We start from the raw sequence: 21,309 nt of genomic DNA on the forward strand, positions 1-21,309 counted from the left end.
GGAACGTGACCGTGTACGGGCTTCCAGCACCTGCGCTCCCCAATCTGGCCACGGTTGACCAGTTGTCCGCCTTCATGCAGCAGACCATCGCTGCAGACGACCCCGCGGCCACGTTCCTGTTGACTGTCGCCTCCGGCATGATCCGTCGAGCCATCGACCAGGTCATCACCGTGGTGCCTGGAGACCTCGAATACGTGGACCCGGTCAATGGATCCTTCGCGTCCCTCAAGGAGTGCCCGGTCCTGTCGGTCGATCTGGTTGAAATAAGCAGCGACGGCGGGCTCACGTGGAGCGCGGTACCGCCCAGCGCGTACAAGGTATCCCGCCGGACCGGAACCATCAAGGCACGGCCCGGCACCGGCGTTCGGTGGCCCACGGACGAGGAATCCTGGCGCGTCACCTACGGGCACGGCTACATCACGGTGCCGCCAGAACTCGCCGGCGTTTGCACTGGCCTCGCAGGTCGCTACTACGCAACTCCCATCGCCGTGGACATGGAACGGATCGGGCAACGCCAAGTGAAATACAACATCGAATCTGCCGGGTTCACCGCAATGGAATCCATGGCGCTCGCCGCCTACCGGCTCGCAAGGTCAGCATGATGGGGCGGCCGTTGGGGCGCAAGACCATCACGGTGCTTACTGCCCAGAAGTCGACTGACCCATACTCCCAAGAGCAGGTGGACGATTGGTCATTGCCGCCCACCGAGGTGGAGGTCAAGGGCTGCGAGGTCGAGCCGGGGACCACGCAGGAGTACCTGCTGAACCGTGACCAGGTGCTGGTGGCCTGGACAGTGTTTGCACCTCCCGGCACGCAGATTGGTGCCTACAACAGGGTCCGGTACAACGGCGAGGTTTACACGGTGTATGGCCATCCGGCGGCTTGGGACTCCCTCAGCGGCCGCCTCGATTACGTCGAGATAGTTCTGCAGGATTGGAGAGGCTAATGACCATTCGAATCGAAACGCCGAATCGACTTAGCGTTGGAGACCAGATTGACCACGGCGGTGGAAAATTCGTGGTCACGGGGACCGCGGTGTGGTCCGACGCCCTGGACAACTACGCCTACACCGAGGCGTTGCTTGAGCCAGTGGGTGGTGAGAACGATGTTGGAGAAACTGGAGATCAATGACTCGCAGTTCATTGCGATCCTGAAGTCACCGGAAGTTCAGGCCGAGCTGCTACGGCGCGGTAACGCGATTGCTGCCGCTGCCGGGGACGGAACGTTCGACGTGACCGCATCCTTTACGCCCACCCGTGCCCGCGTCTCCGTGGGCACGGCGGACTATGCGGCACGCAAGTCTGAGGCCACCACGCGGTCGCTGACTTCTGCACTGGACGCAGGCCGTGGCTGAGGGCGTCAAGTTCCCCGACGTCCCCCAGCTGGTGTGTGATCACCTTCGCGCATCACCGCTGCTGACTGGCCTGCACATCGGGACGAAAGTCCCGCCCACAAGGCCGGCGGAATTCATCCTGGTCCTGCGCACGGGCGGGCCCAGGGAAACGATCCGTTCCGAGGCCGCTCAGATCACCGTTGAAGCGTGGGCTCAGGATAAGGCCCGGGCCTCCTCGCTGCTCAACGATGCCCGGGCCGTCCTCAATGCAGCCGACGCGAAGGTGTTCGGCGTCCGTGAGTTTGGCGGCCCTGGAGATCTCCCTGACCCTACTACCGCGCAGATCCGGTTCACCATGAGCTTCCAGATCCGTGCACGCGGCACCGCAGTAACCGTCTAACCAAATCCGAGGGTCCGCAAACTCACTTGGAAAGGGTCAGTCATGACTAACTCAGTAAACAATGTGGTTGTTGGTAAGCCACTCGTCACCGGTGGAATTTCCGTGGCCCCGCTCGGGACCGTGCTGCCGACCGACGCCACCACCGCGCTTGACCCGGCCTACACGCCGGTCGGCTACGTCACGGACAATGGCGTGACCAAGTCGGAGAAGCGCAACACCGGCACCATCGCAGCTTGGGGCGGCGACACCATTGCCGCGACAAAGAAGGGCATGGACGTCACCATCAAGCTGGCCATGGCCGAGCTCCTGAACAAAATTGTCCAGGGCCTCATCTACGGTGACGCAAACGTGGTAGCCACCCCCGCGACGGCTACCAAGGGCAACCTCCTGAAGGTCACCGGCACCTCCGCCCCGACGCCCCGCAAGGTGTGGGTCATCGAGGTGTTCTCCGACCAGGCAAAGGTCCGCGTGGTCTTCCCCATTGCCAAGGTCATGGACGTCGGCGACACCACGTTCAAGGACGACGCGATCGCCGCGGCGGACGCCACGCTGCAGGCGTTCCCCGACGCCACTGGCGCCTATTTCTACCAGTACAGCGACGACGGCCAGAAGACGGCCTAGTCCCACATTCGGGTGGCAGGGGTTTGTCGTGCGGACCCTTGACCCCTGCCACCTGCTCCACCACATCCCGGTCCGCACACCACCACATCAAGGAGCCCGCACATGGCTGCACCCCGCAAACCCCAGGACCGCCAGACCAAGGCCGTCAACGACTCAGCGGAAACCGAACCGTTCGAGTTCGAACACCACGGCCAGACCTACACCCTCGCCTCAGCCGACACCCTGGACGCCGGTTTCGCCCGCAAGAATCGCAAGCTCGCCCCGGACGACCAGTTCTTCACCGTCCTCGAAGCGCTCGCCGATGACGAGACCCTCGCCGCGATCGACAGCATGCGCAAGCAGGAGTTTGAGCAGTTCCAGAAGGCGTTCTTCGCCCACTCCGGGATTGAACTGGGGGAATAAACGGGCTCCTGGAGCTGATCGATGAGCACCGGGAGCCCCTCGAGTATGACCTGATCGCCCTCGGGCTGCGGCTGCGCTGGCTGGGCACGGACCGGCTGACTTGGAGTGACCTGCTCGCGATCGTTCGCCAGTCCCCCCGCGGGTCGGCGCTCTTCCGTGCAGTGGCCGGGGAAGAGGGCGAGTGGGATCTCCGGAACCACCTCCTCGCCGGGGTCTTTGACCTTCTGGCCGCCGCGAACTGGCAGCGCGCGGGCGACGAGCACGCGAAGAAACCCGAGCGGCTCCCCCGCCCAGGAGCAGGGGCGCCGCAGGCCGACGACGGCGAAGTCCTCGCCAGAGGCAAGGCCGTCAGCATCGAAGAAATGAACGCACGGCTCGGCTGGCCGGCGCCGACCTAACACCACAACTGAACAGAGGAGGCGGCCCCTTGGGCGCTGTAGAACTGGCAACCGCGTACATCGCCCTGGTCCCATCGCTCAAGGGAGCCTCTCAAAAGATCAGCGAGCAGCTGTCCCCGGCATCGGCTGTTGCCGGTGCCGAGGGCGGGGCTTCACTGGGCGCCGCGCTGATGGGTGGCATCAAGAAATTCGCGCTGCCCATCGCGGGCATCGTAGCGGGCCTCTCGGTCGGAAAGCTCGTCAAGGACTCGGTCGCCGATTTCCAGTCCTATCAGGGCGCGGTGAACGGCTTCGGAAGGATAGCCGGCGGCACAATCACCCAGTTCTCCGGGCTCCGCGGGGCGATCCAGCTCTCCGGTGTGGACGTGGACGCAGCCTCCGGCGGCCTAACGATCTTCTCGAAGAACCTCGGCAACGCAGCTGGCGACGCCGGCAAATCCGCGGACATGGTCAAGAAGCTCGGCACCGACTTCAAAGATGCCTCCGGCAACGTCAAACCAATGTCCGAGATCATGCCCGGGCTGGCGGACAAGTTCAAATCCATGCCCGACGGCGCGGAGAAGACCGCGCTCGCCATGCAGCTCTTCGGCCGCTCCGGCGCCCAGATGCTCCCGTTCCTCAACCAGGGATCGGAAGGCATCGCCAAGCTCACCGGGCAGGCCGGAAAAATGGGCCTGATCCTGGACGACACCGACAAGAAAATCTTCAGTGCCGCTAAGGCTGGCCTCCGTGAGTACAACACCAGCATCCAGGGTATGCACATCGCCCTTGGCTCCACGGCGCTGCCGATCCTGACCGCCTGGGCCAACGTGGGCCGCTCCATCATGATTCCCGTCATCCAGCTGATGACCCAGGCCTTCTCCGCAGCCCGCGGCCCGGTCATGGCACTCGCCGGCCACGTGCAGGCGTTCGCCGACAGGGTCCGGGCAGCCATGGACGGCATCATCACGCTCTTCACCAAGGGCGACTTCACCGGCGGACTGGGCAAGGCGCTCGGCGTGCAGGAGGACTCGGCAATTGTCGGCTTCCTCTTCGGCGTCCGGGACGCCATCCTCAAGGTTGGGGACACGTTCCACAACCTTGTCTCCGGTTTTAAGATGCCGAACCTGGACATGTCCGGGGCAACCTCCGGCGTGCTGGTCGCAGCCTACAAGATAGGTGAGGCCTTCCGCGGCGTCACCGACCTTATTGGCGGCGGTTTCCGCGCAATGTTCGCAGCGTTCAAGGCCGGGGACGGGGATGTGACATCCTCCGGTTTTGCTGGGGTTATGGAACGGATCGGCAACGGTGCCCGGGAAGTGACCGGGGGCATCAGGGCCTTCTTCGCAGCATTCAAAGCCGGTGGGGATGACGTGACGTCTTCGGGTTTCGCCGGTTTCCTTGAGGGGCTGGGCCTGAAGGCACGCGGCTTGTTCGATCAAATCGGACCGGCGATCTCCAGCTTCGGTGCAGCGATCGGCCCGATGCTTCCGCAGATCATCGGCCTGGCATCGGCGTTCTCACCGCTGCAGATCGTCTTCAAGTCACTGGAGCCCGTCCTCCCACAGCTGCTGTCAGCATTCGGGCAGCTGGCCTCCACGATCGGCGGCACACTGCTGTCCACGGTGATGCAGCTGGCACCGGTGTTCACGCAGCTGTCCCAGGTGATCATCGCAACACTCTCGGGCGCGTTCGTGCAGCTGCTGCCGGTCGTCGTTTCCCTGATTGGGCAGCTGGCACAGACCTTCGCGATCCTGGTGCCCATCGTGGCTCAAGTGATCGCCGCGGTGGTCCCGCTGGTCGCGACGCTGATCACGCAGCTCGCCCCGATTTTCGTCCAGCTCATCCAGCAGGTCCTCCCGCCCCTGGTGGCGGTAATCGGGAATATCGTGTCCGCACTGGGTCCGCTCATCGTGACGCTCGCGAACATGCTTGTCCCGGTCATCCAGGGACTCATGCCCATCGTCGTGGTCGTGTTCAACGGAATCGCCTCCATCATCCAGGCAGTAATGCAGATCGTCATGGGAGTGATCGAGGTGGTCACCGGGATCATATCCGGGAACTGGGACATGGTCTGGCGGGGCATCGGGGACATCTTCAGCGGGATCTGGAACGGCATCGTCGCCTACGTCGGCTACGCCATGAACCTGCTGTGGGCGGTCTTCGGCGGCGCGCTGACCGGAATCGGCGACTTCTTTGTCAGCATCTTCACCGGCATCGGCAACTTCCTCGCCGGGATCTGGAACTGGTACATCGGCATGGTTGTCAGCTCGTGGACCGCGTTCGCCGCCCCGATCATCGCCACCGTCACCGACATCTGGAATTTCATCGTCACGATCTTCACCAGCATCGGTAACTTCATCGCCGGGGCATGGAACTGGGTCGTTTCCCTGGTCACGAACATCCTGATCGAGTTCTGGAAGGTCCACGGCGATCAGCTCACAGCGATCTGGAACGTCGTCGTCAGCATCTTCAACGCAATTGGCGGCTTCTTTATTGGTGTCTGGAACTGGTACTTCGGCATCGTGACCGGGGTCCTATCCGCCATCTGGGGCGTCATCACCTCGGTGTTCAGCGCGGTCTGGGGCTTCATCAGCAGCATCTTCACCACTGTCGGCGGATTCATCGCCGGCATCTGGAACACCATCGTCGGCGTGATCGCCGGCGCGGTAGGTGCAGTGTGGGGAGCCATCAGCTCCGGCTTCGGCGCAGCGTGGGGTTTCATCAGCTCGGTGTTCGGCCAGGTCGCGGGATTCCTCAGCGGCATCTGGAACAACATCGTCTCCGGGGTTTCCGGCATGATCGGCAACGTCGTCAGTGCCTTGTCCGGGCTGGGCGGCGCGATCATGGGGGCGCTCGCCGGCGCGGGGAACTGGCTGTACGGCATCGGCAAGAGCATCGTTGAGGGCCTCATGGACGGCATCAGGTCCCTGGCCGGCACGATCGGGAACTTCTTCTTGAGCCTGATCCCGGGCTGGATCGTGGGCCCGTTCAAGGCAGCGCTGGGTATCGCCTCCCCGTCCAAGGTGTTCCGTGGCTTCGGCCGCAACATCGGCGAGGGCGTAGTCCTGGGCGCTGAGGACATGAAGTCCGATATCACCTCGACTATGACAAGTCTCGTGAACATCCCAGCTGTACCGCACTACTCGGCGGCGATGGCTGGTTCCACGGCCACGGGTGGGAACGGCCTCGGTGGAGACGCGGGAGTGACAATCATGGGCAACGTTTATGGGAATCCGGAGGACATTGTGACGGAAATCAATGTGCAGAAGCGGCGGGCATCCCAGGTCAACGGGCTGCGTGCTATCGCGGCAGGGGTCTAGATGGATCAGATGTATGGGGCGGCGGCACCGGCACCGCCGTTGCCCGTCAGCCCATGGCGGGGCATGGATGTGACCTGGGCGGGTTGGGACGGTTCCCTCTGGCATCTAAACGATCCGTCCGGGGGCGTCTTCCTCCAGATGAAGGGAGTTGAGGGGCTGGGTAAGCCTCCAAGGACTCAATGGGTGCAGGCATCTCCCTCTGTCCCCGGACAGTTCTTCCGTGGGGCGATCGCAAACGCCCGGCCGGTGTTCTGGCCCATCTTCGTCTACTCCGACGACGGGACTGAGGATTGGATCGGTCGGGATCAGGCCTTTTGGCGGACGATGCATGCCGAGAAGTACGGCACGTGGACTGTGACACGTGCCAACGGGTCCGCCAGGTCCCTTCGGTGCAGGTTCGTAGACGACGGTTCCCACGCCTTCGAGATGGACCCCTTCCAGAACGGCTGGGCAGCCTACGGGCTAAAGCTCGTGGCCGACCAGCCGTTCTGGTACGGGGACGCGGTTGTCAGCGCATGGAAGGCCGCCACGGCCACCGACTTCTTCAACGGGGCAGCCAAGGCCGCGCCTTTCAACATCGCGTCTGGCTCGACGCTCTCCACAGCGGCGATGTCAAACCCTGGTGACGAAGACGCGTGGCCGCTGTGGACCATCATCGGGGACTCATCCACCGCCTCCGTTGGGGTGGGAGCCTCACAGACGGTGGTCCCTTTCACCATCCCTGCCGGGAAGGCCGTGGTCATCGACACCGACCCCACAGTCCAGACAGCCGTCATGTACGACTACACCCCGCCCTCGGGCCAGGTGCCAGCGGTGCTCGCCAATCCTGTGGATCGAACCGCGGACCTCGGAGCTTCAGCGTTCGCGCCGATTCCGGCCGGACAAAACCGGCCCTTGTCGATCAGCATGACCGGCGGCGGAAGCATCCAGGCGCAGATCACGCCGTTGTACGAGAGGGCATGGTGACTCGGTGGAGAACCCCTTCGCGTTGACCATTTACGACAAGGCCTTCCGCCGTGTCGGCTGGCTTGGCGATGCGCTCGCGGTCACTGCGGTACCCCGGCACAACCTCGCTGGGAGCCTCGATTTCACCGTTGCGTCCAATAACGCGAAGTTGGCGCTGCTGGCGGCCCAGGGGGCGCGTCTTACCTGCGAGTTCGCCGGGGAGCAGATCATCTCTGGTCCGGTGCGGCTCCGGGCCGGGAGCGGACCCTACGCTCAGGGGAAGATCAGCATGACCGTGGAGGACGATTTCCGGTTGCTGTCCAGGGTGCTGGGCTGGCCGGTGCCCGGGGCGTCCCTGACAGGGCAGACGGCCGAGTACTACACAGTGGCGGGCGCAGCTGAAACGGTAGTGAAGGACCTGGTCACCAAGAACGCCATCACCCGACTGGGCCTTCCCGTTACGGTAGCGACCGATCAGGGCCGCGGCCAGAACATCACGGTCAGTACCCGCTTCCATCCGCTTTACGACCGGTTGTTCCCGGCAGTTGAAACGGCCGGGTTGGGAGTCACGGTCAAGCAGTCAGGGGCCGGCCTGGTCGTGGACTGCTACGCGCCGCGAACCTACCCCAGGGAGCTGTCTGAGGCGTCGGGTGTTATCACGGAATGGTCCTGGTCGAACGCAGCGCCTGAAGCCACCCGGGGCGTGATCGGCGGACAGGGCGACGGAACGTCCCGCGCCTTCTACCCCTTCGCCGATACTGCGCGGGAGGCGGCATGGGGTGATTTGATCGAGGTCTTCAAGGACGCCCGGGACACTTCCAACGCCGGAGTCTACGACCAGCGCGCTGCCGAGACCTTGGCGGAAACCCAGGAGAAATCCGGGCTGAAGATCAAGTTCTCCCAGACGAAGAACTTCCGCTACGGGCCAACCGGCGTCAGGCGCGGTGACTTGGTCACCCTGAGAGTAGGACCGGCACTGACGGTCACGGACACGCTCCGGGAAGCGGAGATCTCATGGACCAGGGAAAAGGGTCTGGAAGTATCCCCCAAGGTCGGCGACGTAACGGACTCAACAGACCTGATTTTCGCGCGCGCTCTGCGGAAGAACGCAGCTGACATACGAATGCTGAGGAGCAAATAGATGGCCATCACATCAGCCGGCTACGACGGCACAGTCACAGAGGTCCAGTGGGCGTCCCTGATCCCGTCTGCGGGGTCTTCGGAGTATGGGGTGCTGGGCGCATCGGACTTCAATGTGACAGCCCACCCGACGACGGCCTACGCAGTCAATGTCTCCCCCGGCACAGCGTGGGGTCAGGGTGTCATTGACGTTTCCGACTCCGTGATACCCGTCCAGTGCGATGCGCCGGCTTCCGGGGTAATCAGGTGGGACTTGATTTGCGTGCGGCGGGATTGGCGCCCGCTGGCCGGCGGACCGACGACGATTACCAAGGTCAACGGCGGCACGACGGGAGACATCCCCGCTGGCCGCAACAACACGCCCGGGATCGTGGACGACCAACCTCTCTTCCTGGTCCAGTGGACCGGCGGCCAGACGCAGCCCACGGCCTTCATCGACCTCCGCTGCTGGGCAGGAAACGGCGGACTCACCGCCAGAAACGATCTGGTGCGAAAGTACCTCACGCGGGCAGGAACCCAGGTGGAGATCCTCGGCGCCCTCTGGCAGCGCCGGGTCACCGCCAACGGGGATCTGGAATGGGTAAAGACCGGACAGATAGGAGCCGTACCGATCTTTGGGGTCGGTAACCAACTGCTCGGGAACGCCCCGGCCGCTGGGACTCAATTCCTGATGCAGGCGGGAACAGCCGTCAACTACGCAGACGGTGCCGGCTACAGCCGGATCAACTTCCCGGTCCCCTTTCCCAACGGCGTGCTCTACGTCAGAGCAGACAACGGAGACCAATCCATTGATGCCGCCAGGGGCACAGCCCTGTTGATGCCGACCGGCGGACCCGATTGGCCCAGCCCCGTAACCCTCAGCAGCTTTGTGTATGCGCTGGAGGCGCCGTCAGGGGCACGAATCGGTGGACAGATTCACCGGGCCAACTGGATAGCGATCGGCTGGTGAGCGCAGTGAAATCGACTGTCCATGCACTCTGGCTCCGTGTTCAAGAACCACGGGCCCTGTCCGCGATCTACTTCTTCGCCTACCTCGTGATCAGCATTTTGGGTCTTGCAGTGGTGATCGACCCGCCGCGCACGATCCAGTCCAGCATCGGCCACGCACTCCTAGTCGCCTGGGGAACCATGTTGCTGATCGGGGGCGCACTCGGCTCAGTCTCCGTCCTCCCAGGAATCTGGTGGATGGAGCGGGCGGCCACCGGCTTCTGCATGACGGCCATCGCCATTTACGGCGCCACCGTCTGCTTCATGCCCGTGACCCAGGTGAGCGTCAGGATCGCGTCGCTGTGCTTCATCATCTTCGCTCTCCTTGCCTTCGCAACCCGTCTCGTGAAAATCCGGCATTTCGCCTACGACCCCGAAAAGTAGGCGCTCGCCCATGGACTCCGCACAGACACTCGTGACCATCATTGGCGCCGGCGGCGGCGGGGCCGCGCTCGTGGCCCTGATCAACGGCCTGGTGAAATGGCTCAGCGGTTCCGCTGGCCGGGAAAGAATCCGCAACACCAGCCTCCGCGACCAGCGCAACGAGGCATGGGCTGATGCGGACAAAGAACGGGCTCGAGCTGACCGGGAGCAGGCGAGGGCAGACCGGGAGGCACGCAACCGGCGCCTGACTGAAGAGTACGCATCACAGCTCCGCCGCGACTGCACCGAGCACGGCATGACGGTCAAGGAACTCCGCCCCTGGCCCGTACTCGAAAAACCACCCACCGAGAACGACTAAACCCCGACCAAACCCGAAAAGGCCCCGCACACCACGGGGCCTTTTCCATGCCCGAAAGGGGCCCGCAATGATCCTCTCCAACCTTGCCAACGTCCTCCGAAACGCCGGAATCAACGTCGTGGAAATCGACGGCTGGCAGAACCGCGGCTACCTCGGCCGCGACCTCGCCGACGTCCGCGGCGTCCTCTGGCACCACACCGCAGCCGGCAGGAACTTCTCCGAAGACGCCCCCAGCCTGAACATCTGCACCAACGGTCGGTCCGATCTCGCCGGCCCGCTGTGCCACATCGTGCTTGGCCGATCCGGTACGGCCTACATCACCGCCGCTGGCCTCGCCAACCACGCCGGAGCAGGCTCCGCGCCCGGCATCCCAACAGACGCCGGCAACTACTACTTCATCGGCATCGAGATGGAGTCCTCCGGCGTCGCCCCGTTCGACTGGACCGCCGAGCAGCTTGCCGCCGTCCCAGTAATCGGCGCCGCACTCGAACGCGCCTACCTGTTCGATCAGGCAGAGGATGACCGGCCGCAGCTCGGCCACAAGGAATACTCATCCCAAGGCAAGATCGATCCCGCCGGCTGGCCCGGGGACTGCGACGGCCTCCGTGCTTCCATCAACGCCGTACTCGGGACCGGCAGTGTCTCCCTGCCGGCCGGAGTGGTCCCCCAGAGCTACACCCCGGCGCCGGTCACCACCCGGCCGAGCGGCTACGCGGAATGCACCGTAGACCCGGGTGACACCCTCTCGCGGATCGCTGACCAATACCACGTTGGGCTGGCAGAACTGCTGGGAGTCAACCCGCAGATCACGGACCCGAACCTCATCGGCATCGGTGACGTCCTGAACCTGCCCGCAGGAGCCTACGAAGACGCACCCGCAGCGCCAGCCCCGGCCGCACCCGCTGCGGGCGGCCAGTGCACCGTCTCCGCCGGCGACTCGCTCTCATCCATCGGCGCACAGGTCGGAGTGGCCTGGCAGGACATCGCCGCCCTCAACGGCATCGGGGAACCCTACACCATCCAGCCCGGACAGACTTTGGACCTCCCCGCAGGGGCCAACCTCGCAGCCCTCGGAACCACCCCGGCCGCGCCAACTGCACCGTCCGGCCTGCCCCCGTACTGCACCGTGGACCCAGGCGACACACTGGGCGGCATCGCCGACCAGTACGGAGTCACAGTGGACTACCTCATCACCCGCAATCCCGGCATCAACCCGGACTTGATCTACCCCGGCCAACGGATCAACCTCCAATGACCAGGCCAATCCTCACCGTTGCCGCCGCGCTCGCCGTGGCGGCAACGGCCGCCGTCCTTTATGTCGCGCATCTTGCCGTGAGCGCGGCCATCAACACGCTCCACCTTTTCGAAAGGGCTCTCTGATGCTGCTTACTTCCATCCTCCGTACCGTGGTCCCCTACGTGTGGGGCTTGTTCATCACCTGGTTGATCAGCCTGGTTCCCGTGCTCGCCCCGCTGGAGAACCAGTTGCTGGGGCTTGCGGCCCTGGCCTTGCCAATACTGGCCGCGGTCCTCAGCGCCGCCTGGTACGCGTTCTGGCGCTGGCTGGAGCCGCGGCTGCCGGACTGGCTCACCCGGGCTGTTCTGGGATCCGCCAAGGCGCCTGTCTATCCGGTATCGGGTTCCGCGGTTCCTCCGGCCGGCGCCTTTGTTCAGGATTCCGCCGCGCCGAAACATCTTGCCTGACCACCACCCTGTTGCCCGTTCTGAGCACTGTTCATAGATGAGGAGCCTTTGATGGCTGATGTTTTTTACCCCGGCACCCTGGCGGCTGATCCAGGGACCGTGGGCCGGAGCCCACTCCCAAACGCGGTCTTCCAGGTCTATGAGTTGACCGACACGGCGCAGGTCAACCCGCTGCCGTTGAAAGACAGCTCCGGCCTGTCCATCACGTCGCTGACCTCGACCAACCTGGGAGTGCTGCCGCCGGTCTACGTGACGTCGCCCAACCTGTCCCACAACTGGGTCTCGGGAACGTGGGTCTGGCGCCGCGATTCGTTCGACGGTGCTCAGGCGGCCGTCACCGCGGCCAAGAATGCTTCCATCTCGGGGGCGTCCCTGTCCCCCACCGGCGACCTGACGTTCACCACCCTTGGCGGCACCGTCATCCCCGCAGGGAACGTCAAGGGGCCCCAGGGCAACCCGGGCGCAAACTCGGTCCCAACTCAGGCGGCGATTCAGTCCGAGGTCACCACCCCCGGCACGCCCACGGCAGCGGCACTTTCTGCCACTTATGTCCCCAAGTGGAAAGCCACCACGGCGTACTTTGCAGGTGACAAAGTCCTGTCCCCGAACGGGGACGTGGTTTCCTCCATCGCGGACCACACGTCCGGGTCCAGCTTCAACCAGGCCAACTGGAATCTGTCCGCAACCGTGGCGGCGAAGGCGGATAAGGCTGACGTGCTCCCCAAATGGAAGGCGACCACCGCCTACCTTGCTGGGGACAAGGTACTCTCCCCTTCCGGCGACATCGTCTCAGCAAAGGCCAACTTCACGTCCGGCGCTTCCTACTCGGCCGCTAACTGGGACGCCGTGACCATCACGCCGGCTGGCGTTGACACCAAGGTTGGTGCCGCTATCTCGGCCGCGGGCGCCCAGACCCCACCGGCCACGGCGTTGCTGCCTCCGAAGCAGAAGCGCACCATGATCCAGACCTTCCAGTCCGGGCACGGGTACTCATCCATCGTGGGCGCGGGCGGCGGTAGCGTTGCGCTGAACGACACCACGGACAGCGCCATCGGCACCCAGTCCGTCAAGGTTGTCACCTCCGGAACGGGCACCACGTCCAGCATCTACCGCTTCAACATCCCCACCCCGTTCGATATGACGGGCAAGCAGTTGGCGATGCTGGTCAAGTGCGACGATCCCACGCATCTGAAGACGCTGAACATCTGGATCGGCAACGGCGGCCTATCGGCAACGTTCAACTTCACGATCAACAACGTGGCCCCGGCGGAGCAGCTCGACGCAGGCGCGTGGATGTGGGTCACGATCCCCTGGCAGCAGATCAGCGGTGGAGCGTCGGCAACCATCGGCGCTCCGGATCGTGCGGCCATCGCCGGGATGCAGATCAACATTGCGGATGACAACACTGGGAACCCCGTCACCCTTCGGGTCCAGGCCATCGCTTCCGTGCCGGTGCCTGCGGTCTGGACTACCGGCTGCCTGACGTTCGACTTTGATGACGGCTTCGCCACGCACTACACAGTGGCGCGGAAGGCCCTGGCAAAGTACGACTACAAGGCTGATGTCTACCCGGTGTGCGAGGCGATTGACTCAGGTGCGGCATACATGACGCTGGCTCAGTTGCAGGAGCTTCAGAACTCTAACGGCTGGCTGGTCGGGGCGCATTCGGACACATGGGCGCACCACAATATGGCGCTCTCGGACCAGACGGCAAGCGAACTGGCCACGTTCGTTGCTTCGAACCGGAACTGGTTGTCAACGCGGGGCCTGCGGGGCTACGACTTCTTCGCCTACCCTGGCGGCAAGTCAGGCGGCGCGAACCTGCCCATCGCCCGGCAGTACTACGCTACGGCGCGCACGGTCAGCGCCGTACTGCATGAAACGCTGCCGGCCAACGACCCGCACAAGCTGAGAGTGTTCGTCGTCGGCTCCGGGACTACCTTGGCCATTGCCCAGGCTGAAGTGAACGCGGCTATTGCCGGCAACTATCACCTGATTATGGTGTTCCACGACCTCGCGACATCGGGTACGGGCATCATGACCACGGCCAACTTCGGGGCGTTCGTGGACTGGGTAGCTACGACCACTATCGCCGTGAAGAACATGGCCGAGGTGCTGGCTAACAGGTAGCTACTTGATGGCCCTTGACCATTCCTCTTCATCGTCGCCGCGGTCCACCACATCACGAGGTGGAAGGCCAGCAGCCCAGGCCCCTGTGAGCAGGATCGCGGCGACGACCAGGGAAAGGATGGCGAGGCCCTGGAAGCCCCGCTCGTGCGTGGTGAAGGCCTGAATGGCGAGCAGCAGGCCGATGAGTGCGCAGGCGATGCTGGCGTAGCTCAGCGCCTTTTTACGAGTGATTCCCCCAGAAGTCATGACGCGATCAGGCTTGCAATAGTTTCACGAAGCAACGGCGCCAGCACGGTCCCTGAGAATGGCTCCGTCAGGTGAACGCTGTCCCAGCGCACTAGTTTCCCGCGGATGTGCATGGGGCAAACATCATTCGCGGAACACATCCAGCTACGGGGGTCAATAAAGGTAGCACCGGTCTCAGTAGCAGCCTTCTTTTCTGCCTCTGCTTTGAGGAACCACTGCGACGAAACAAGATCTGCACAATCCGCAGGCGACGATGTCTTGGTCGCGCAGGTCGCAACGCTCTTGCCCTGGGGATTCGAGGCGAGCACGACCACCTTGGAGCCAACGCCCTGAGCTATCTTGATCGAGGCGGCAATTCCAGCGCTCCATTCGGCGACTGCGTCAGGTCCGCGCTTTCCTGACTTGAGGTAATTGAAGTCCGACTCCGAGCTGGATATGAACACGATATCCGGCTTCAGCTCAGTGATTTGTTGAGCGATCAGGGGTCGTGCGGCGTTGCACTTCCGGGTGATGTCCGGTTTGTTCGAAATTTCCAGTTCCGACTGCACGAACGCGCAATCGCTGAAAGCAACCGTGTGCATTGAATAGCCATCGTTGTTGAGTGCGTTTCTGACTGCCGGCGCCCAGCTGGCCGCGACGGAGTCACCAATCACCATTGCAAGCTTCGGCCCCGAACCTGACGTGCATGATTGAGTATCCGCACCATTGGTGGGGTTCAGGCATCCCGCTCCCATCTCGCGAGCAATTCCTTGGCCAGGCTGATCAAGCGTCGGATCGAGATTCTCAGGCCAAGTCGCACCATTCAAGGACAAGCTAACTGCTTTCTGAACGTCCTGAACCGCCGGACTGAGAGCTGAATGTGGTGCACCGGACGCTGACGCGCTCGGCTTTGGCAGGGCGTCAGTTGCCGCTGCAGGCTGACGCGGCGGAACAAGCGCCGCCCCAACAACTGCGAAGGTGACAACCGCCAACATGCTGAGCGCAGTTAGCTTGTACGAGTCCTTGAACGGCTGACGCTGCGATCTCTTGGACTTGGCTCCGTTCAGCCAGCTGGATTTTCGAATTGGATCTTCAACAAGGTGGTAGGCGTAGATTGCGACTGCCAACCCGCCGAGTCCCGCGATCAGGTAGTAGGCGAGAGACTCCTCCATGAAGGCAGCAACAATGACGATGACTGGAAAGTGCCAAAGGTATAGCGAATAGGAGATGTCGCCCAGGTATCCACTAACCGGATTAGTAAAGGGCGCCAGGAATCTCTGCTCACTAGCGCCTGTTCCGGCAATAATGAACAGCGCCGCCGACAGAACGGGCAGCGCCGCCATTGGTGCAGGGAATAGCTTGTCCCCGCTGACAACAAAGAGCGACACGACCATGCCCATCACACCAAGCCATGCCAAAAGTGGACGCGCAGCACGAGGAATCCTGACTAGGACAGGCGAGACAACGCCAATCAGAGCGCCAATTCCAAGCTCCCACGCACGGGAAAAAGTGGAGAAGTAGGCAACAGTCGGGGACGCTGCCGTCTCGTTAATTGCCCACACGAATGATGCCGCGCAAATTGCGGTGATCGCAGCACCCACAGCTACGCGTTGGGCAGTGCCCGTAGCTGAGCGCCTTGACATGAGGCTGAAGATCAAGAGCATGACCCACGGCCATACGAAGTAGAACTGCTCCTCGACCGCCAAGGACCAATAGTGCTGCAACGGAGAGACCGGCCCGGCTGCCTGAAAGTAGTCAGTGCCGACCGATGCAAAATGCCAGTTCCCCGAGAAGAACATGGCCCAGACAGCGTCCCAGACCACAGACACGAAACGGCTCTGGTTCAACAGGAGGAACGACGCTGCTACGGTCACCAACAGCACGAGGGTGGAAGCGGGAAGAATGCGCTTGATGCGCCGCTTGTAGAACCCGGAAAACGAAATGCTGCCTGTTCGTTCCTGCTCCCGGAGGAGGCTCTCTGTGATCACGAAACCGGAGATCACGAAGAAGATGTCCACGCCGATGAAACCGCCGCTAGGCCAGTGAATCAAGTGGTCCAAGATGACTACGATCACTGCAAAGGCCCGCAGTCCTTGTACGTCTGCCCGAAGACTCCGCTTCTTAGAGGTGTTTTCCCTTGCGGCCCTAGTCCCAGCAGCTCTGCGAATCCGCAATGCAAGATCAGTCATATATACCCCTATTCGATGCACGGGGTATCCCAGAGTCCCCCGGGCATATTGTGTCACAACAGCACGTGAGAGCCATATCGTGCGGAGGTAGACTCCCTATGTGCTGTCAGTGGTCGGGGCGCAGCATCTGCCGCCAGCGTGAAACCATTCGGCGCACGAGGCCGCCTCCTTCTTCGCGAGGATCAGGCCCGGTCAGACCGCCGGGAACGCGGACCCATTCCATGCGTCGGACGGCACCGGACTCGCTGACGCCGGCATCGACGTAAAACCACCCGTTCAGCTCCAGCAAGTGCTCGGCGGAATCGAATTCGAGAGTCTCCCCGTCGAAGGGACCGCCGGAGAATTTGAAGGTAGGCACTGCCCCATCGTAGGGCGCGATAAGACCGGTTATGTGCACCGGCGGATCTGGCATTCATCCTGAAGTGAGCAAAATCACACTGCTGATAGTATTGACTTATGACTATTCGACCTGATATGTGCCCAGCTTGCAAATATCCGATCGTAAACCCAGTAACCACGCCCTGGGTTCGAGGTCGTGGCATCACAGGCATGCGCGAACGCTGGATTCATTGGAAGTGCGAGGCCAAAGACTGCGGCTGGCGCAGCGACCCAGTACTGGAAGACGAACCATGACCTAGCGCCCCATCTCTTCGGAGATGGGGCGCTTCTGGTGGTTAAGTGGGGGCGTGGGACTCTTTGATGATCAGGCTAAGTTCGTGCTGGACGGCGCCGAGTATGAGCACGCCGACCCAAGGCCGGAGCTGGCCCCTGGGAGCGTTCGCAGGTTCGTGTACGGCGGTGAGCCCAAGGTCATCGCGCAGGTGCCGCTGAAGTCCGGCGGCACGGCAGAGGTCCACGGGTACGCGACGCACTACAACCAGGAATGGGTGAATGTGGTGTGGACGGACGACGTCTTCTCCCACTGCTCCTGCTGGGTTCCGTCTGCCGATATCCGCCGGCCTGCCGAGGGTGAGTGGCGGGGCAGGTTTGTGCAGCTTGGCTAGGGCAGGATGCGAGAGCGTATGCGGGTGCGGGGACGCCGTCGGGCATTGAGCCGGCGGACGGCTTCGGGCCGGTAGGCTGCCGCTTCGGGGGTTTGCAGGAGCTGGTTCACGATCTGCCAGTATCTGGTTGGTGTCAGGCCGAATTGTTCCTTGGCTGCGTCTTCCAGGGAGCCTGCGTACTTGTAGTTGCCGGCGGCGAGGTCGATCATGGCTTTGTGTTCGTCGGTTAGCAGGGCTTCCTCCTTGGTCCGGCTGCCAAGGTTATGGCCGGGGTCCGACATCTGGAGTACCTTTGGTGAGATTAGGGACAGGTCACGAGGGTGATCATTACCCACCCTGGTACGTCCCCGCGTTCAGTGCTGTCGCCAAGGAACACCGGGGGTTCCGGGCGGGCAACAGGTCCGCCGTCGAACTGACGGGCCTGTAGCCGGTGCGGACGAAGCGTCCGAATCATCCGAAGTTGCAGCATATCCGCGAGGCCAAGAAGCAGCATCCCGAAACGGATTCCCATGGTCTTCATTTTTGCGTCCTATTCTCTTCTCGTTGAGGGGGCCAGCAGTTGCTGGGCGTGGTCGTGGGGCTTGTCCGCTTCATCAGAATCCGAGGTTGATCGCCGCGAGACCGGGGAAGACGGCAAACACCACGGTCAGGGGAAGTACTCCGAATACGAGCGGCACCATCATGGCAATCTCCTTCTTGCCTGCAGCTTCCATGAGGTCGCGCTTCGCTGAATCGCGTACATCCTGCGCTTGGGCGCGGAGCACGTCTGCGAGGGGTGTTCCCCGTTCCACTGCCACGATGATTCCGTCGACGAACCTGACCAGCGGCGCCAGGTCGGTGCGGGCGGAGAACTCCTGTAGGGCCATGACCAGGGGTTTGCCGGCCCTTGTCTCAGCTAGGATTTTCGAGAATTCCTTGGACAGTTCACCCTTGGCGCTCCTGCAGACCCGGTCCAGAGCGCCGGTCGCGCTTTCCCCTGCTCCCACCGCCAGGGCCATCAGTTCGGCCAGGCTGGGAAATTCTGCCATCATCCGAGTTTCCCGCCGGCGGACCTGGACGCCCAGCCAGTAGTCACGCAGCACAAACCCCGCTGCGGCACTGCCGATGACCACGACAGCCGCGAGGAGGGGGCTGAACCTGCCCGCTGCCGCACCAACGAGGATGACCGTCAGCGACAAAACGAAGCCGCCGGCGGCCCACAGCAACTGCTCCGCGCGGAAGTCGATGGGCGCTTTATTGATTCCCGCTTGCGCCAGGCGCCGGGCTGTGGCGCCTGGCGAGGGGTTGAGTCTTCCGAGCGCGGAGAACCAATCCCTGATTACGGGACGGAGGATGCGTTCAAGCGGTCCAAACGGTGTCAGGTTCTGCTCGCCGGCGCGGAGAAGTCGCGATTCCAGGTTCTGTGACTTCAGCTGGGGTTCAATGCGGTCAGCCAAGGTCATGGGGCGCATCGGAGGCGACCGAAAGATCACCAGCCATAATCCGAGGCCGAGCGCCAGTCCGCACATGACAGCCGCAGGGGAAAGGAAAATCACCGGAGCACCCTTTCATCCTGCGGCAAGGCGCCGATCCTCAACATGGCTGTGTAGCAAAGCAGCGAGACCACCAGGCCTCCGACCAGCACTGCGGCTCCCATCGGCGTGTTGTAGGCCTGGATTGCTTCCGGTCTGGTGGCGAGAAGGATCATCACGATCCACGGTGCGGCGACCGCGAGCCGGGCAGCGTTAATAGTCCAGGATTGGCGTGCTTCGAGCTCACTGCGGGTCCGGGCGCTTTCCCGCAGGAACTCGGCCAATGTGCCCAGGAGCTTTCCGAGGTCGGAGCCGCCTACTTCCCGTGTGAGCCGCAACGCTTCGATAATGCGGTCGGCCACGGGGTCGGCCAGCCGCTGCTTCAGCTTGTTCAGGGACCCCTCGAATTGCCCCCCGGCACGGTAGTCGGCTCCAAAGTCGCGGAAGATGGGCCGCAGCTCCTCTGGCCCTTTCTCTCCGAGCTGGATTAGGGCTTCTGGCAGGGGCAGCCCCGCCCGGATCGCGGAACGGAGGTGATCGACGACGTCGGGCCACAGTTGACGGAGCATCGCCGTCCGCTTCCTTGCGCGCCACCGCAGGATGGTGATGGGCAGCCACATGCCGAAGAGTCCAAAGCATCCGGCGATCGGCCAGGAACGGCTGACCATGTAAAAGACAAGCGCAACGAAGATTCCCAGCCCAAGACACGTTCCCACCAGACCGCGCATGGATACTTTGTCTACCCCTGCGGCGGCCAGGAGGTCAGCCAGGCGTCCCGGTTTACGCTGTCGGTTTCCGCGGTCCGGCGTTTCCCAGCAGGACCACCAGATCAGGAAGAGCCCAACCCCGGCCACAGTTCCCACCAACGCCGGGATCATCGCGGGTCCAGCAGTGCCGCGACGTCGTAACCGGCCCTTGAGAATTTCTCCGCCGAAGGCATGGCGTTGGCACGTGGCTGCAGGACGCCGTTCTCCAAGCCAAACACCAAAGACGACTCGATGACGCCGTTCTCCACCCGGCGGCCCAGCGACAGGATCTGAGTGACTTGCCGGCGGCCGTCAGCATTCCTGCTGCAGTGAACTACAAGATCTATGCACGAAGCGACTGTCGGCACAACGAACGCACTTGAGATGTTCTCCCCCGCCAAGAGCGGAAGGGTGCAGATCTTAGTGACTGCGTCATGAGCCGAATTCGCGTGAACCGTACACATTCCAGGAAGCCCGGAGTTCAGGGCGATGAGCATGTCCAGGCTCTCGGCTTCGCGAACCTCCCCCACCACCAGCCGGTCCGGACGCATCCGCAGTGCTTCCTTCACCAGGCGGCGGAGTGGAATTTCTCCCTCACCTTCGAGGTTCGGTTGACGGCACTGAAGCCCCACCACGTCCCGGAGGGGAAACTGCAGTTCGAAGATTTCCTCGACGGTGATGACACGTTCGCGGCTTCCGATGCTGGCAGCCAAACAGTTCAGCATGGTGGTTTTGCCGGCCTGGGTTGCCCCCGAAACCAGGATATTAAGGCCGCTGGACACAGCCGCGCCGAGAAAGCGTGCTGCCTGCGGCGTCAGCGTCCCCAACTCCACGAGATGTTCCAGGCGGCTGGCTTTGACTACGAACTTGCGGATGTTAACTGCCCAATGGCGGCGGGTGACATCCGGGATAACCACGTGCAGCCTTGAACCATCAGGCAGGGCCGCATCGACGAAAGGTGAGGACATGTCAAGCCTCCTGCCGGAGCTCTTGAGCATACGTTCCACGAGGTCGCGCACCTGCTGCTCCGTGAGGCTCAGCGACGTCAACTCGGACTCGCCGTTGCGCGCGACATAAATTTCGTTGGGTGCGTTGAGCCAGATTTCCTCAATCGAAGGGTCATCCAGGAGTGGTTGCAGCACACCGAAGCCTGCAACGGCGTCGAAGAGGAACCGGCGGGCTGCGTCGAGAGGGCCAATGGGCGGCAAAGGCCCCATCAGTGCCCGTTCGTCATAGTCCGTTACTGCTGCTTCAACCAAGCGCCGGACCTCACCAGCCTGCCTTAGCGGGTCCAGCCCGCGGCGACGGATGAGTTCGCGGACTTCGTCCTCGACAATTCCCAGCGCGTCCATATGTTCCCCCATACAACTGCCGCCCCGACGGAGGCAGTGCGACTTGGGCTACAGCCTAAGGAGCTTGCCCCGGCCGCAACAAGTCATTATGCGCGCATGTGGATATCTGAGGTACCTCAAGATTGTCACCGGAACGACTCAGGATTAAATCCAGATGACCACAGGATTCACATAAGTAA

26 protein-coding genes are annotated in these 21,309 nt (G+C 62.9%); 19 read left to right on the forward strand and 7 right to left on the reverse strand.

Going from position 1 to position 21,309, the window contains the following annotated elements; genetic code table 11:
• Positions 1-5 precede the first annotated feature (5 nt).
• The 18 genes from NIBR502770_RS10530 (at position 6) to NIBR502770_RS10610 (ending at position 14,103) form a co-directional block, all read left to right on the forward strand.
• Complete coding sequence (locus tag NIBR502770_RS10530; protein WP_141181889.1) at positions 6-602, forward strand: hypothetical protein; 597 nt, start codon at positions 6-8, stop codon at positions 600-602.
• Positions 602-946 carry a hypothetical protein gene (locus NIBR502770_RS10535; RefSeq protein ID WP_141181890.1) on the forward strand — a complete coding sequence of 115 codons (345 nt, stop codon included), beginning with the start codon at positions 602-604 and terminating at the stop codon, positions 944-946. Before NIBR502770_RS10530 ends, NIBR502770_RS10535 begins: the two co-directional genes overlap by 1 nt.
• The gene (locus NIBR502770_RS10540; RefSeq protein WP_141181891.1) at positions 946-1,131 is read left to right on the forward strand and encodes a hypothetical protein; all 186 of its coding nucleotides are present in this window, start codon (positions 946-948) and stop codon (positions 1,129-1,131) included. Before NIBR502770_RS10535 ends, NIBR502770_RS10540 begins: the two co-directional genes overlap by 1 nt.
• On the forward strand, positions 1,106-1,354 hold the full coding sequence (locus NIBR502770_RS10545) for a hypothetical protein (RefSeq protein WP_141181892.1): 249 nt from the start codon (positions 1,106-1,108) through the stop codon (positions 1,352-1,354). The genes NIBR502770_RS10540 and NIBR502770_RS10545 overlap by 26 nt, the downstream gene beginning before the upstream one ends.
• A complete protein-coding gene (locus tag NIBR502770_RS10550) occupies positions 1,347-1,733 on the forward strand; it encodes a hypothetical protein (RefSeq protein WP_141181893.1) in 387 nt (128 codons plus the stop codon). Before NIBR502770_RS10545 ends, NIBR502770_RS10550 begins: the two co-directional genes overlap by 8 nt.
• Before the next feature lie 42 nt (positions 1,734-1,775).
• Positions 1,776-2,354 (forward strand): phage tail protein, encoded by a 579-nt coding sequence (locus tag NIBR502770_RS10555; RefSeq protein ID WP_141181894.1) that lies wholly within the window; start codon positions 1,776-1,778, stop codon positions 2,352-2,354.
• 102 nt (positions 2,355-2,456) lie between these two features.
• Positions 2,457-2,756: a hypothetical protein gene (locus NIBR502770_RS10560; protein ID WP_141181895.1), complete on the forward strand. Its 300-nt coding sequence runs from the start codon at positions 2,457-2,459 to the stop codon at positions 2,754-2,756.
• A 161-nt stretch (positions 2,757-2,917) separates the two neighbouring features.
• Positions 2,918-3,154 (forward strand): hypothetical protein, encoded by a 237-nt coding sequence (locus NIBR502770_RS10565; protein WP_141181896.1) that lies wholly within the window; start codon positions 2,918-2,920, stop codon positions 3,152-3,154.
• A 29-nt stretch (positions 3,155-3,183) separates the two neighbouring features.
• A complete protein-coding gene (locus NIBR502770_RS10570) occupies positions 3,184-6,456 on the forward strand; it encodes a phage tail tape measure protein (protein WP_141181897.1) in 3,273 nt (1,090 codons plus the stop codon).
• A gap of 183 nt (positions 6,457-6,639) precedes the next feature.
• Positions 6,640-7,422 (forward strand): hypothetical protein, encoded by a 783-nt coding sequence (locus tag NIBR502770_RS10575; RefSeq protein WP_141181898.1) that lies wholly within the window; start codon positions 6,640-6,642, stop codon positions 7,420-7,422.
• 4 nt (positions 7,423-7,426) lie between these two features.
• Positions 7,427-8,542 carry a hypothetical protein gene (locus NIBR502770_RS10580; protein ID WP_141181899.1) on the forward strand — a complete coding sequence of 372 codons (1,116 nt, stop codon included), beginning with the start codon at positions 7,427-7,429 and terminating at the stop codon, positions 8,540-8,542.
• Positions 8,543-9,490, forward strand: a complete 948-nt coding sequence (locus NIBR502770_RS10585; protein WP_141181900.1) for a hypothetical protein — start codon at positions 8,543-8,545, stop codon at positions 9,488-9,490.
• Positions 9,487-9,912 (forward strand): hypothetical protein, encoded by a 426-nt coding sequence (locus NIBR502770_RS10590; RefSeq protein ID WP_141181901.1) that lies wholly within the window; start codon positions 9,487-9,489, stop codon positions 9,910-9,912. The genes NIBR502770_RS10585 and NIBR502770_RS10590 overlap by 4 nt, the downstream gene beginning before the upstream one ends.
• 10 nt (positions 9,913-9,922) lie before the next feature.
• On the forward strand, positions 9,923-10,270 hold the full coding sequence (locus NIBR502770_RS10595; RefSeq protein WP_141181902.1) for a hypothetical protein: 348 nt from the start codon (positions 9,923-9,925) through the stop codon (positions 10,268-10,270).
• A gap of 67 nt (positions 10,271-10,337) precedes the next feature.
• Positions 10,338-11,525, forward strand: coding sequence for a LysM peptidoglycan-binding domain-containing protein (locus NIBR502770_RS10600; protein WP_141181903.1), 1,188 nt, complete (start codon positions 10,338-10,340; stop codon positions 11,523-11,525).
• Positions 11,522-11,650: a hypothetical protein gene (locus NIBR502770_RS21650; protein ID WP_256371910.1), complete on the forward strand. Its 129-nt coding sequence runs from the start codon at positions 11,522-11,524 to the stop codon at positions 11,648-11,650. Before NIBR502770_RS10600 ends, NIBR502770_RS21650 begins: the two co-directional genes overlap by 4 nt.
• On the forward strand, positions 11,650-11,973 hold the full coding sequence (locus NIBR502770_RS10605; protein ID WP_141181904.1) for a hypothetical protein: 324 nt from the start codon (positions 11,650-11,652) through the stop codon (positions 11,971-11,973). Before NIBR502770_RS21650 ends, NIBR502770_RS10605 begins: the two co-directional genes overlap by 1 nt.
• 51 nt (positions 11,974-12,024) lie before the next feature.
• Positions 12,025-14,103, forward strand: a complete 2,079-nt coding sequence (locus tag NIBR502770_RS10610; RefSeq protein ID WP_141181905.1) for a polysaccharide deacetylase family protein — start codon at positions 12,025-12,027, stop codon at positions 14,101-14,103.
• Here NIBR502770_RS10610 and NIBR502770_RS10615 read toward each other — a convergent pair whose 3' ends face one another.
• The 3 genes from NIBR502770_RS10615 to NIBR502770_RS10625 all read right to left on the reverse strand — a co-directional run bounded on the left by NIBR502770_RS10615 (position 14,104) and on the right by NIBR502770_RS10625 (position 16,875).
• On the reverse strand, positions 14,104-14,349 hold the full coding sequence (locus NIBR502770_RS10615) for a hypothetical protein (protein WP_141181906.1): 246 nt from the start codon (positions 14,347-14,349) through the stop codon (positions 14,104-14,106). It lies immediately after the preceding gene.
• A complete protein-coding gene (locus NIBR502770_RS10620; RefSeq protein WP_141181907.1) occupies positions 14,346-16,517 on the reverse strand; it encodes an acyltransferase family protein in 2,172 nt (723 codons plus the stop codon). Before NIBR502770_RS10620 ends, NIBR502770_RS10615 begins: the two co-directional genes overlap by 4 nt.
• 106 nt (positions 16,518-16,623) lie before the next feature.
• A complete protein-coding gene (locus NIBR502770_RS10625; RefSeq protein WP_141181908.1) occupies positions 16,624-16,875 on the reverse strand; it encodes a hypothetical protein in 252 nt (83 codons plus the stop codon).
• 328 nt (positions 16,876-17,203) lie between these two features.
• Between NIBR502770_RS10625 and NIBR502770_RS10630 the strand changes: the two genes are divergently transcribed.
• The gene (locus NIBR502770_RS10630; protein ID WP_141181909.1) at positions 17,204-17,521 is read left to right on the forward strand and encodes a hypothetical protein; all 318 of its coding nucleotides are present in this window, start codon (positions 17,204-17,206) and stop codon (positions 17,519-17,521) included.
• Here NIBR502770_RS10630 and NIBR502770_RS10635 read toward each other — a convergent pair.
• The 4 genes from NIBR502770_RS10635 to NIBR502770_RS10650 all read right to left on the reverse strand — a co-directional run bounded on the left by NIBR502770_RS10635 (position 17,518) and on the right by NIBR502770_RS10650 (position 21,130).
• Positions 17,518-17,802 carry a DUF3263 domain-containing protein gene (locus tag NIBR502770_RS10635; RefSeq protein WP_141181910.1) on the reverse strand — a complete coding sequence of 95 codons (285 nt, stop codon included), beginning with the start codon at positions 17,800-17,802 and terminating at the stop codon, positions 17,518-17,520. The genes NIBR502770_RS10630 and NIBR502770_RS10635 overlap by 4 nt on opposite strands.
• Positions 17,803-18,114: 312 nt before the next feature.
• Positions 18,115-19,029: a type II secretion system F family protein gene (locus NIBR502770_RS10640; RefSeq protein WP_141183391.1), complete on the reverse strand. Its 915-nt coding sequence runs from the start codon at positions 19,027-19,029 to the stop codon at positions 18,115-18,117.
• A 23-nt stretch (positions 19,030-19,052) separates the two neighbouring features.
• Positions 19,053-19,910, reverse strand: coding sequence for a type II secretion system F family protein (locus NIBR502770_RS10645; protein ID WP_141181911.1), 858 nt, complete (start codon positions 19,908-19,910; stop codon positions 19,053-19,055).
• Positions 19,907-21,130, reverse strand: coding sequence for a CpaF family protein (locus tag NIBR502770_RS10650; protein WP_141159996.1), 1,224 nt, complete (start codon positions 21,128-21,130; stop codon positions 19,907-19,909). Before NIBR502770_RS10650 ends, NIBR502770_RS10645 begins: the two co-directional genes overlap by 4 nt.
• Between the last annotated feature and the right edge of the window lie 179 nt (positions 21,131-21,309).

The sequence above is a fragment of the Pseudarthrobacter sp. NIBRBAC000502770 genome (genome assembly GCF_006517815.1).
GTDB classification, from domain to species: Bacteria; Actinomycetota; Actinomycetes; order Actinomycetales; family Micrococcaceae; genus Arthrobacter; species Arthrobacter niigatensis.